The sequence below is a fragment of the Pseudoalteromonas sp. SR41-8 genome, assembly GCF_014163915.1.
Classification (GTDB): Bacteria; Pseudomonadota; Gammaproteobacteria; order Enterobacterales; family Alteromonadaceae; genus Pseudoalteromonas; species Pseudoalteromonas rhizosphaerae.
In genome coordinates this window covers 1-11,905 of record NZ_JACJEE010000057.1, presented here as the reverse complement: position 1 = coordinate 11,905, position 11,905 = coordinate 1, and the positions used below count along the sequence as shown (strand labels likewise).

Annotated in this window: 11 protein-coding genes; 4 read left to right on the top strand and 7 right to left on the bottom strand. The window is 40.9% G+C overall.

Annotated features, from left to right (window positions below; translation table 11 throughout):
• Positions 1-153: 153 nt before the first annotated feature.
• Positions 154-840 carry a potassium channel family protein gene (locus H5162_RS20795; RefSeq protein ID WP_182779417.1) on the bottom strand — a complete coding sequence of 229 codons (687 nt, stop codon included), beginning with the start codon at positions 838-840 and terminating at the stop codon, positions 154-156.
• 382 nt (positions 841-1,222) lie between these two features.
• Here H5162_RS20795 and gloA point away from each other — a divergent pair, with 382 nt between their 5' ends.
• Positions 1,223-1,750 (top strand): lactoylglutathione lyase, encoded by a 528-nt coding sequence (gloA, locus tag H5162_RS20790; protein ID WP_138686930.1) that lies wholly within the window; start codon positions 1,223-1,225, stop codon positions 1,748-1,750.
• A gap of 73 nt (positions 1,751-1,823) precedes the next feature.
• On the opposite strand, the gene htpX is transcribed toward gloA, so the two are convergent.
• From htpX to bioB, 5 genes are all read right to left on the bottom strand, one after another.
• On the bottom strand, positions 1,824-2,687 hold the full coding sequence (gene htpX, locus H5162_RS20785) for a protease HtpX (RefSeq protein ID WP_182779416.1): 864 nt from the start codon (positions 2,685-2,687) through the stop codon (positions 1,824-1,826).
• 139 nt (positions 2,688-2,826) lie between these two features.
• The gene (gene bioD, locus H5162_RS20780) at positions 2,827-3,510 is read right to left on the bottom strand and encodes a dethiobiotin synthase (protein WP_182779415.1); all 684 of its coding nucleotides are present in this window, start codon (positions 3,508-3,510) and stop codon (positions 2,827-2,829) included.
• An 18-nt stretch (positions 3,511-3,528) separates the two neighbouring features.
• A complete protein-coding gene (locus H5162_RS20775) occupies positions 3,529-4,347 on the bottom strand; it encodes a methyltransferase domain-containing protein (RefSeq protein ID WP_182779414.1) in 819 nt (272 codons plus the stop codon).
• Positions 4,344-5,498, bottom strand: a complete 1,155-nt coding sequence (locus H5162_RS20770; protein WP_182779413.1) for an 8-amino-7-oxononanoate synthase — start codon at positions 5,496-5,498, stop codon at positions 4,344-4,346. Before H5162_RS20770 ends, H5162_RS20775 begins: the two co-directional genes overlap by 4 nt.
• Before the next feature lie 55 nt (positions 5,499-5,553).
• Entirely contained in the window at positions 5,554-6,594 is a 1,041-nt protein-coding gene (bioB, locus tag H5162_RS20765) for a biotin synthase BioB (protein ID WP_182779412.1), read from the bottom strand.
• 95 nt (positions 6,595-6,689) lie between these two features.
• Here bioB and bioA point away from each other — a divergent pair, with 95 nt between their 5' ends.
• Positions 6,690-7,979: an adenosylmethionine--8-amino-7-oxononanoate transaminase gene (gene bioA / locus H5162_RS20760; protein WP_182779411.1), complete on the top strand. Its 1,290-nt coding sequence runs from the start codon at positions 6,690-6,692 to the stop codon at positions 7,977-7,979.
• 54 nt (positions 7,980-8,033) lie between these two features.
• Here bioA and H5162_RS20755 read toward each other — a convergent pair whose 3' ends face one another.
• A complete protein-coding gene (locus H5162_RS20755; RefSeq protein ID WP_145233300.1) occupies positions 8,034-8,468 on the bottom strand; it encodes an AAA family ATPase in 435 nt (144 codons plus the stop codon).
• Between the two features lie 287 nt (positions 8,469-8,755).
• Between H5162_RS20755 and asnS the strand changes: the two genes are divergently transcribed.
• Both asnS and H5162_RS20745 read left to right on the top strand, forming a co-directional pair.
• Entirely contained in the window at positions 8,756-10,153 is a 1,398-nt protein-coding gene (gene asnS, locus H5162_RS20750; RefSeq protein ID WP_182718872.1) for an asparagine--tRNA ligase, read from the top strand.
• Between the two features lie 169 nt (positions 10,154-10,322).
• Entirely contained in the window at positions 10,323-11,864 is a 1,542-nt protein-coding gene (locus tag H5162_RS20745; RefSeq protein WP_182759297.1) for a methyl-accepting chemotaxis protein, read from the top strand.
• Positions 11,865-11,905 lie beyond the last annotated feature (41 nt).

The following is an 11,905-nucleotide window of genomic DNA, read 5'->3' as shown; positions in this document are numbered from 1 at the left end:
AATTTACCGTGGGTGAATAATATCTATTAGATCACAGTAACCCTGTGGGTTCAAGGTCAAAAAACAATCAAGTCAATTGTGTAGAACCAGTTCCTAAAAAGAGTAATTCTACAGCCTCAACGCCCGCGTAATAGGCGCGAGCTTGCGAGCGTCCTAGTTAACGCGATTGTTAGATTTTTCCTGACCTAGGGCAAGACCAGAGTATATTGCAAAACAGACAACAATAAGCGCAAATCCTGCTAGAACCTGAAAAACTGAAAGTAGTTGAAGAATTGGATTTGACGGGCTTATATCACCATAACCAAGAGTGGTAATTGTAACGCCACTAAAATAGATCGCCTCAAATATGGTCGAAAACTCATAAGAATCTTTATAAAAATAAGGCGGAACCAAGTAGTATAGCGTTGCGAAATTTATAATGAGCTCAACGTAACTATTAAAGGACAACCTTAATCTCTGCCCATACTTAAGGTCGCTTGACGGCTTATCCCCATCGAGTTTTTGAACCGCATCATCCAAAAATGCCTTAAATATTTCCACAGCTCTTGAAATAAGAAAAATCCAAGATATGAAAATGACTAGTCCGCCAAAGACATACTTGTAGTAAGTATCTGCGTAAAACCCACCCTCAAACAGACAATATCCGATAGGAACTGAAAGAGCCGCTAACACACACCAACCGATAGACATAAGCAAATAACGCTTATTATATTCTCGCAGTGAGCTAGAAAGATCGCTAGGTGTACAAGACTTGGCTATAAGTTCAAGCTTTTTCTTTTCTGCATATTTGTATGTTGGCGATACAAGCCACCATACGCTGCTTGTTTTTTCTTTTTTCATGTCGCTTCCATGGCTTTAAATCTAACAGCTTATCAAACACCACTTTGGGGGGTTATAACCCCCCAAAACGACGTATATTACATTGCTTAATAATTCCACTAAACAACTTCAATGTAAACAAGAAATTACGTAGGCTATAAAATGACTATTGTTAAAATACACCAAAACGACTTTTAATAATGTTATGGGACAAAACCCCAGTACTGTATAAATAAACAGCATCGCTAAATATGCCATTTTTCGCTTATAAAGCACTCAACTTACTTGCAAGTAATTTAGCTCGATGGTTTTAATTTTTGCTGCTGTTTATTATCATAAGCGTATACCCCTGCCTTTTTAAATCCATTAAGGTTTTTTCAGTCATTTTATTAAGGATTATCTCATGTCTAGCTATAACGAATCTCCAGAGCAAATTGCACAGGCCACTGAGGGCTATGTGATGCAGCAAACTATGTTGCGTATTAAAGATCCAAAACCGTCGCTGGCATTTTATGAAAACGTATTGGGCATGAAACTATTAGGAAAGTATGACTTTCCTGGTATGGAGTTTACTTTGTACTTTTTAGGCTACGAGCAAGACATGCCTAAAGGCGATGATAAACAAAAAACACAATGGGTGTTTCGCCGCCCTGCGCTGATTGAGCTTACCCATAACTGGGGCACTGAAAACGACGACAGCTTTAGCGGTTATCACAGTGGTAATGAAGAACCAAAAGGCTTTGGTCATATTGGGATTAGCGTGCCCGATGTATACGCTGCCTGTGAGCGCTTTGCTAAATACGATGTTGAGTTTGTAAAACAGCCAGATGGTGGCTCAATGAAGGGCCTTGCCTTTATTAAAGACCCAGACGGTTACTGGATTGAAATACTCTCGCCAGAGGGCATTACTGACATTATTCAATCGCAATAAAAAACATTAAAAATAAAAAAGCCTGCAAATGCAGGCTTTTTGTTTACAAGTACTGTGAAAAACTTGAATTTTTTTAACGACGTAATGCGTCTATACGTGCGTCAAGCGGTGGGTGAGATGAAAACAACTCAGCCATGCCTTTACCACTGGCAATACCAAAGGCCATCATTGAGCCTTCTAATTGCGATGGGTGGTTTTGCTTTAATCGCTCAAGGGCTGAACGCATTTTGTCTGCGCCTACCAACTGAGCTGCGCCGTTATCGGCTGCAAATTCACGTTTTCGGCTGTAATGGGCAACCACAATGCTTGCCAGTACGCCAAATAATATTTGGAATAACATATCGAATAAGAAGTAAGTCCAGCTGCTGCCGCCCTCTTCTTCATCGCTATTGATAAAGTTATCTACAATGCCAGCCAGTACTTTAGCGGCAAAAATAACAAAGGTATTAACCACACCTTGAATAAGCGTGAGCGTTACCATGTCGCCATTAGCCACATGCGATACTTCGTGCGCAAGCACAGCTTCGGCTTGATCTTGGCTCATGTTATGTAATAAACCCGTACTTACCGCCACCAGCGAATTATTTTTACTCGGGCCGGTTGCAAACGCGTTCATTTCTGGGCTGTCGTAAATAGCCACTTCTGGCATGTTAATACCGGCTTTTTTAGCTTGAGCAGCCACAGTGCTTACCAGCCATTGTTCGGTTTCGGTACGAGGTTGGGTGATCACTTGCGCACCGGTTGATTTTTTGGCGATCCATTTCGACATAAATAACGAAATAAACGATCCACCAAAACCAAATACAGTCGCAATTAGTAAAATTCCGCCAAGGCTACGATGGCTTAAGCCCAGCGCACTCATTATGATTGAAAGCACCACACCTAATACCAACATAACCGCGAGGTTAGTTAATAAAAACAAAAATACACGTTTCATACGAGTTCTCCAAAAATAACATTTATTGCTGAGCGATTTACTATGTTTGATCGGCTTTGAGCAATCACTGCGTCATGACACACTATGTCATAACGTCAGCGCTATTCTGTGACAAACTATGTCACAACACAAGGGTTATTTATGGATTTATGGATAATTTTTCAAGCAGGGTTTTATAAATTTGTAATTTAGGGGTTTGCTCTGTGTATGGGCTAATGGCAAGCAGTGGAAATGGTAAACGTGTTTTCAGTGAATCTAGGTTTGCTTGGTATTCATCCATAGTGGCATCAACTTGGTTTGCAATCCACCCTACACAATTAACACCCATACTTTGCATGTGTGCAGCAGTGAGTAATGCATGATTTATACAGCCTAGTTTCATCCCTACCACTAATATTACTGGCAGTTGCTCTGCTTTTACCCAGTCGTATAAATACTCGTTATTATTAATTGGTAAAGCCCAACCACCCGCGCCTTCTGTTAACAGGTAATCTGCGCCTTGTTGCTTAACATGTTGATAAGCCATGCTCAGCTTTTCTACTGTTATGTTTATACCCGCTTGCTCTGCAGCTATGTGGGGAGCTATTGGCGGCGCAAATGCAAATGGGTTAATTATGTCGTATTTAGCGCTGACTGTGGCACTTTCCATTAGCATTAGCGCATCGGCGTTTACGAGCTGCTCAAACGCCATTTCACACCCAGAGGCAATCGGCTTAAAACCTATTGCGCGCTTTTTATGTTGTGCGAGTAACTTTAACAGCAAACTGGTTACATGAGTTTTACCGGCGTCGGTATCGGTACCGGTAATAAAAAACTGGTTCATGGCATGGCCTTATTATTTTTACTGGGCTTTTTCTAATGATAACAATACTACATGGTAAGATACATGGGCTTTATTGTTTACAAGCGGATAGGCATCACAGACTTTTTTTAGTGCTGATTTAGTTAATAAACCACGACGACTTGTTGCATGATTTTGTGTGGTGGCACCAATGGCTTTAATCGATTTTATAGCCGCTAATGCACTGCTGTGCTGATCGGTATAAATGACTTTTTTTGAGGTATTGATCTTAAACCCTGCCTTTTCGACCGATTGGTTTATATTATTATGGCTTGCAAACTGATTAATATGATTGTGTGAATCAAGCGCAGCAAAGGCGGTTTTTATTTCGTTTAATGACCCTGCAACAACCGTACTAATATAGGCTTGCCCGCCTGGTTTTAATGCTTGGTAAAGCGAGTGCATTAAGGCTTCAAAATTAGTAGACCACTGCAGCGCAAAATTACTAAATAACACATCAATACTGTTAGCTTGCAGCGGTAAGTTATCCATATCGGCGCACAGTTTTGGGGCATTTAAAGTGCTGCTTTTTAGCATGTTAAAACTTAAATCTATGGCAACAACTTGGCCAAATAATGCCTTTAAAGCCTGAGTATTAACAAGCGGCCCTGCGCCTAGGTCAACACAGAGCTTTTTAGGGTTTGCACTAATGAGTTTAAATAAATCATTTGCCGCTTGTTTTTGCACATTGGCATGCTGGCTGTAACTGTTTGCTGCCTTTGAAAAGTTATGCGCTGTGGTTTTTTTTAAAACCTGAGCAGCTATACACACAGTTGTAGGGCTAAGTGGCTTAGTTTTAATTGCCTGCGGGCTTATCATGAAATGACCTTTTGTAAACTACCAACGAGTTGTTTTATATCGTCATGGGTGTGGGCTGCACTTAAGGTAATACGCAAACGCGAGGTATTGTGTAAAACAGTTGGCGGGCGAATAGCCGTTAGCCAAATGCCCTGCTGCTTTAGTTGCTCACTGGCTTTTAACGTTTGCTCGGCGCAGCCTAAAACAATCGGTTGAATCGCGGTGTTAGAGTCCATTAGCGCAATGTGCTGCTCTTTAGCTAGGCGTTTAAACAGCGCAATATTAGCGTTTAATTTGGCTCGCCTGTCGTTGGCGTCTCTTATGCTTTTGATACGTGCCAAGGTATGAGAGGCAATAAACGGTGACATAGCGGTTGAGTAGGTATAATCACGGTTAAACTGCAGCATGTAATCTATAAAATGCTGCGAACCTAATACGCACGCCCCACTACTAGCAACCGCTTTACCAAAGGTGATCACTAAAATATCGGGCAAGGTGTCGGCTGCAATTAAGGCTTCACAACTGCCAAGCCCCGATTTTCCTAAAGCACCAAAACCATGGGCATCGTCTATCATTAACCAGGCGTTATGCTGCTTTGCTAAGGTAAATAGCGCTTTAATTGGCGCGGTATCACCATCCATGGAGAACACTCCTTCAGACACGATGAGCTTATTGCGCGCTTTTGATTTTTCTAGCCGTGAGCGTAAATGGTTTATATCGTTATGGTTAAAGCGTATTAACGCGGCGTTGGCGTGTAATGCGCCATCAATTAAACTGGCATGATTGAGTTTATCTTGAAAAATCGCACTGTGTTGCGCTGTCGCTTTATCTTGGAACAAGGCTTTAATCACACTGCTATTTGCGCTAAAGCCCGAATTAAACAACATGCCTGCTTCATAACCCAAAGCACTACATAAAGCTTGCTCAAGCGCTTGCTGTGGTTGTTGATAACCCGTTACTAGTGCTGAGCTGTGGCTACCTAGTAATGGCGCGCTGGTTAATTCCACCGGCGAATCGCCAAACCCTAAGTAATCGTTACTCGCAAAGTTAAGGTAGGTTTTATCATTAACCGTAATAGTGCGCGCCGTTGCGCTTTGCACTACATAGCGTTTACGCAATAGCTGCTGTGCTTTGCGTTCATCTAAATGGGTGTTTATAAATTCAAATGACATAAATGCTTTAACCTTCAACGCAATACTTTAAACCATTAGCATAGTACTGAGCACTTTACGCTTCGTAAAACAATTCTGCGGTTGCTTTATCAGCCACTTGCGATGACAAAGACGCAGCAACGGCCTCATCTGAATAATCGTGGCGTGTTTCTGGGTTCATCCCGAGCTTTTTAATTAATTGCATGTCGGCATCGGCTTCTGGATTTTCGGTAGTAAGAAGTTTATCACCATAAAATATAGAATTAGCACCGGCAAAAAAGCACATTGACTGCATTTGTTCGTTCATTGCAGTGCGTCCTGCTGATAAACGTACGTAACTATTGGGCATCATAATACGTGCTGTGGCTATGGTACGAATAAACTCAAAGTGATCTAAGTCATCAACGTTTTCAAGCGGTGTCCCTTTTACCTTTACTAGCATATTAATTGGCACGCTTTCGGGCTGCTGGGGTAAATTAGCCAACTGCATTAATAAGCCATAGCGGTCGCTTGCTTGCTCACCCATACCGACAATACCGCCGGAGCAGACTTTCATACCAGCGTCTCGCACATTACCAATGGTGTCTAAACGATCTTGGAATGTCCGAGTTGATATAATTTGCTCATAGTATTCAGGTGAGGTGTCGAGGTTGTGGTTATAGTAATCAAGCCCTGCACTGCGCAGTTCATGGGCTTTTTCGTTATTTAACATGCCTAAAGTCATACAGGTTTCAAGGCCAAGGGCTTTTACTTCTTTTACCATTTGCGAAATGTATGGCATGTCTCTGTCTTTTGGATCTGACCATGCAGCCCCCATACAGAAACGTGTGGCGCCTTTTTGTTTTGCTAACCGCGCTTGCTCTACCACTTTTTCTACTTCTATTAGGCGTTCGCGTTCTAAATCAGTTTTGTAATGACCCGATTGCGGGCAATATTTACAGTCTTCTGGGCAGGCACCGGTTTTGATTGATAACAACGTAGAAATTTGTACTTCGTTTGGATTAAAATTAGCGCGATGCACAGAGGCGGCTTTAAACAATAAATCGTTAAATGGCATTTCAAATAAGGCTTTCACCTCACTGTGGGTCCAATCGTGTCGAACAGTTGCAAGCTCCATAATACTCTCTTTTATTTTTTGCTCTTGGTGTTATTGGCTTAGAATACGTATTGCCGTACCATTGTCAACGAACCTAAATAGAATTGAGTTTACGAATGAATAAAAAACAATCGATTGACCTTGATTTTGATCGTCAACATATTTGGCATCCATACACATCAATGATCCAGCCGTTGCCTGTATACCCTGTTAGCCACACTCGCGATAATCGAATTTTCCTTGCCACCGGCGAAGTGCTAATAGATGGTATGGCCTCTTGGTGGAGTGCTATTCATGGTTATGGTCATCCGGTATTGAAAAATGCAGTGATTGAGCAAGTAGATAAAATGAGCCATGTAATGTTTGGTGGCATAACCCACCAGCCAGCAGTAGAGCTCTGTAAAAAGCTGGTTGCAATAACCCCGAGTAAGTTGCAAAAAGTATTTTTAGCCGACAGCGGCTCGGTAAGTGTTGAAGTGGCGATAAAAATGGCTTTGCAATATTGGCTTAGTCAAGGAGTAACCAGCAAACAAAAACTGATGACGCCTTATAAAGGCTATCATGGCGATACCTTCGCTGCGATGAGCGTATGTGATCCTATTAATTCAATGCACTCTTTATACCAAGGCTTTTTACCAGAGCATGTATTTGTGCCTGCACCAAAGACTCAGTTTGGACAACAATTCGATAAACAAGAAGCACACCACCTCGCACAGTATTTCGAAGAACATCATCAGCATGTTGCAGCTTTTATCATCGAGCCAATTGTACAAAATGCAGGGGGAATGAACTTCTATCATCCAGAGTATTTAAGAACCGTGCGTGAACTATGCGATCGTTACGGTGTATTATTAATTTGTGATGAAATAGCCACAGGGTTTGGCCGCACAGGTAAGCTATTTGCCGTAGAACATGCTGATATTGAGCCAGATATTTTATGCATAGGTAAAGCACTCACAGGTGGCATGATGACGTTATCTGCAACATTAACCACAGATAAAATTGCCATTGGTATCAGCGAAGGTGAAGCTGGGGTGTTAATGCATGGCCCAACATTTATGGGCAATCCATTGGCCTGCGCTGTGGCTTGTGCGAGTATTGATTTATTACTTGAACAAGACTGGCAAGCACAAATAGCCCACCTAAACGATGCGCTGCAAGCATTACACCGTTGTAATGATCTTGAGCATGTTGTTGATGTAAGAACGTTAGGAGCAATTGGTGTGGTTGAACTCGATACTGTTATCGATGTAGCAAAGATACAAGCTTTCTTTGTTAGTAAAAATGTATGGATCCGCCCTTTTGGTAAGCTTATCTATTTAATGCCACCGTATATTAGTTGTTCAGGCGATATCTCCACATTAGCTGACGCTATTTACGCAGCAATTGCCGGAAAACATTATTAGCATATCATCAAGACCCTAAATAATTACCCAATCTAATCGTAATTTGGGTAACTATTACCACTCAAACATATAAGCCATTTTGCTGATCATTTTCAGTGGAATGTTATGGCTATTACGTTTGGCGTACAGGTGTTGCATTGATTTGTCTTTTACTTCACCCACAATCACTTCTTTAACTTGGTAGCCTAGTGCAACAGCGGCTTGGCTATAAGCAATAAATTCCCATTTCTTGATGTTAGTATTATCAACAATAATAAGTGGGATTTCTTGCGCTAACGCATTTATAAAACGAGCTAAATTTAAATTGTGGTATTGCGACAGTTTGAACTTATCAAACTGATACTCCCCTTGCTCATTATAAAAATAATCATCGGTCGAACAGATTAAGTATTGGCTTTGATCGCCCGCTACCATTTCATCGGCTAGGTTTTGCGCATAATAAGACTTACCACACCCTGGTAAACCACGTAAAATAAAGACTTGTTTCATAATACCTATATGTTTAGCAAGTTAGTTTAAATATCGTAATTGCATATAATGCCACAAAACCCGTTTTTATCGCAGTGAAAATCGCCTTTAAATTTTGATCTAAGTTGTTTCTTATCACAAAAAATTAAAGTTCTAGGTTTTAAACGACAAAAAACCACAAAAATGCAAAAGAATAAGCAAAGAGTTACTTTTGAATGTTTTTTTATTTTACATTCAAAGGTAAGATACACCGTTCAAGTGCAATAGCGCACATATTAATGTAGGCAACTTATATCATTGGAGTGAAGATGAGCCACTTAGCGATTTCAGAGCTATTAAAAGGCAAGGTTGCGGTAGACAGCCAAGTAACAATTAAAGGCTGGATCCGTACACGCCGCGATTCAAAAGCAGGAATTTCATTTTTAGCCGTTCATGACGGTTCGTGTTTTGATCCTATTCAAGCGGTAGTACCTAATTCACTAAATAATTATGATGAAGTTACTAGCCTAACAGCCGGTTGCTCTGTGTCAGTTACTGGTGTTTTAGTACAATCAGCAGGCCAAGGTCAATCTTTCGAAATTCAAGCAAATAGCGTACAGGTACTTGGTTGGGTAGAAAACCCAGACTCATACCCAATGTCGGCAAAACGCCACAGCATTGAGTATTTACGTGAGCACGCTCACCTTCGCCCACGTACCAATATGATTGGTGCGGTAACACGTGTACGTAACTGTTTAGCGCAAGCTATTCACCGTTTCTACCATGAGCAAGGTTATTACTGGATCAGCACCCCTATCATCACCGCAAGTGACTGTGAAGGTGCAGGCGAAATGTTCCGCGTATCAACGCTTGATATGCAAAACTTGCCACGTACAGATAAAGGCGATGTTGATTACAGCGAAGACTTCTTCGGTAAAGAAGCATTCCTTACTGTATCAGGTCAGTTAAATGGTGAGACTTACGCCTCAGCGATGTCAAAAATTTATACTTTTGGCCCGACTTTCCGTGCAGAGAATTCAAATACTTCTCGCCACTTGGCAGAGTTTTGGATGGTCGAGCCAGAAGTTGCGTTTGCTGATTTAGAAGATATCGCCAAACTTGCTGAAAACATGCTTAAGTATGTGTTCAAAGCGGTGCTTGAAGAACGTCGTGATGATATGGAATTTTTTGCTCAACGTGTAGAGAAAACAGCTATCACGCGCCTAGAAGAATTTGTTGAGAAAGATTTTGCACAAGTTGATTACACTGATGCAGTAGAAATTCTTAAAAGCTGTGGTAAGAAATTTGAATACGCCGTTGAATGGGGTGTTGACTTACAATCTGAGCACGAGCGTTACTTAGCAGAAGAGCACTTTAAAGCACCAGTGGTTATTAAAAACTACCCACGTGATATTAAAGCATTCTACATGCGCCAAAATGAAGACGGCAAAACCGTTGCTGCAATGGACGTTGTAGCACCAGGTATTGGCGAGATCATTGGTGGTTCACAGCGTGAAGAACGTCTTGATGTACTTGATGCACGTTTAGAAGAAATGGGCTTAAACAAAGAAGACTACAGCTGGTATCGCGACCTACGTAAATACGGTTCAGTACCACACTCTGGTTTTGGCTTAGGTTTCGAACGTTTAGTTGCCTATGTAACTGGTATGGGCAATGTACGTGACGTTATTGCCTTCCCACGTACAAAAGGCAGTGCAACTTACTAAAATGAGTTGATGCTCATTACTGCAATAGATTACTGCAAAAGCCAACCTTAGGGTTGGCTTTTTTGTTTGCTAAGTCAATCAGTCGACTTCCCTATTAGACCTTTTATTAATTGATTTTCTGTGCTTTATATTTAAGACTGAAAATTACAACTCAACAAAGGTCAATGGAATGAATTTAAAATCGCTATGCTATACACTCTTCGCTGTCAGTATTGGTTTTCTATATTACTTCGAGCAACTATCGATAGTCGCGGCGCTAATCATTGCAATTTTTACTGCTCTATTCGCTTTTACAGCCAAGTTAACTGACAAAAAACCAAACCCTGCGTCAGACATTAATAAACAGCCCCAACTCAGCAATGTTGCTCAAAACATCACAGTGGCAACCTCTCAAAATGCAATTGGTGCAGCAGAAGTCGGATTCTATGTAGATAGCCTAACTAAAGAAATTGATGGTTGTTACAGTGAAAGCGAATCGGTTAGCGCTGCAACACAGGCGTTATCCCATAACAGTAGTGAACTCACTAATAGTATCACCATCGTAAATGCAGCAATGTTGCAAACATCTCAGGCATCAACATCAGCAGAGCAACGCTTGCAAATAGCCACACAACAAATTGATTCGTTGTCTAACTCAATTACTAACGTCGCAAGTAAGTTAGATTTATTATTAAAAAGTGCAACTGATATTCAAAGCATTACCCAAGTTATTCAAACCATTGCTGAGCAAACTAATTTACTGGCATTAAATGCCGCCATAGAAGCTGCACGAGCGGGTGAACAAGGCAGAGGCTTTGCTGTAGTTGCAGATGAAGTACGTAATCTTGCCAATAAAACCAATCAAGCCACTAAACAAATTGCACAGATGCTAACTGAGATAAATACTAATAGCGTGCAAACAAATGATGATATGAAACAGGTTTCTTTACAAAGTGATGAAGTGAAAACCGAACTCGAAAATGTTACCCAAGCATTTTTAACAATAAATCATGATATTACAGACTCATCATCAACCTTAGAAAACATGCAGCAAGCAGTATCTGCTTTTCAACAAGCAACCACACAAATAAATACCTCTGTATCAAGTATAAGCCATTTGCTAGCTGAAATAGCAACCAAAGGTAACTCAATTTCATCACAAGCAGCTATGTTATCGATAGGATCTGAAACCATCTTTAGAGAGCTCAGTAAAGTTGAACACAATGCCTTTTTCAAGCCTATACTCAATGCAGCAACAACGGCAAGCAATGCAATCGCGGTAAAATTTACTGAGTTGCTAGAAACGAAGCAATTAACTGAAAAGCAGTTGTTCTCACAAGAATATCAAGCAATTAAAAATACTAACCCCACAAAATATACAACACCATACGATACTTTAACCGATAAAATTTTACCGCCAATTCAAGAGCCTATTCTTGAAAATGACAAAATTCTTTTTGCTGGTGCCGTAGACAAAAAAGGTTACTTCCCTACCCACAATAAGCGCTACAGCCAGCCAATAACTGGCAATTACCAACAAGATTTAGTGAATAACCGCACTAAACGTATTTTCAACGATGCCACCGGCAGCCGCTGTGGCAGCCACACTGAGAGCTTTTTATTGCAAACCTATAAACGTGATACCGGTGAAATTTTACATGACCTATCAGTACCCATTTATGTAAATGGCAAACACTGGGGCGGTTTTAGAATTGGTTTTAAAAGTAGTTAAAAAGAAGCAGTAAGCCGTCAGCGATAAGCCATCAGCCATCA

Bases quoted from the DNA above. Each gene is read 5' to 3' on its own strand.
- H5162_RS20795 (WP_182779417.1), bottom strand. From the start codon at position 840: ATGAAAAAAGAAAAAACAAGCAGCGTATGGTGGCTTGTATCGCCAACA.
- H5162_RS20770 (WP_182779413.1), bottom strand. From the start codon at position 5,498: ATGTCATTTGAATTTATAAACACCCATTTAGATGAACGCAAAGCACAG.
- H5162_RS20755 (WP_145233300.1), bottom strand. From the start codon at position 8,468: ATGAAACAAGTCTTTATTTTACGTGGTTTACCAGGGTGTGGTAAGTCT.
- htpX (WP_182779416.1), bottom strand. From the start codon at position 2,687: ATGAAACGTGTATTTTTGTTTTTATTAACTAACCTCGCGGTTATGTTG.
- gloA (WP_138686930.1), top strand. From the start codon at position 1,223: ATGTCTAGCTATAACGAATCTCCAGAGCAAATTGCACAGGCCACTGAG.
- bioD (WP_182779415.1), bottom strand. From the start codon at position 3,510: ATGAACCAGTTTTTTATTACCGGTACCGATACCGACGCCGGTAAAACT.
- H5162_RS20745 (WP_182759297.1), top strand. From the start codon at position 10,323: ATGAATTTAAAATCGCTATGCTATACACTCTTCGCTGTCAGTATTGGT.
- asnS (WP_182718872.1), top strand. From the start codon at position 8,756: ATGAGCCACTTAGCGATTTCAGAGCTATTAAAAGGCAAGGTTGCGGTA.
- bioB (WP_182779412.1), bottom strand. From the start codon at position 6,594: ATGGAGCTTGCAACTGTTCGACACGATTGGACCCACAGTGAGGTGAAA.
- H5162_RS20775 (WP_182779414.1), bottom strand. From the start codon at position 4,347: ATGATAAGCCCGCAGGCAATTAAAACTAAGCCACTTAGCCCTACAACT.
- bioA (WP_182779411.1), top strand. From the start codon at position 6,690: ATGAATAAAAAACAATCGATTGACCTTGATTTTGATCGTCAACATATT.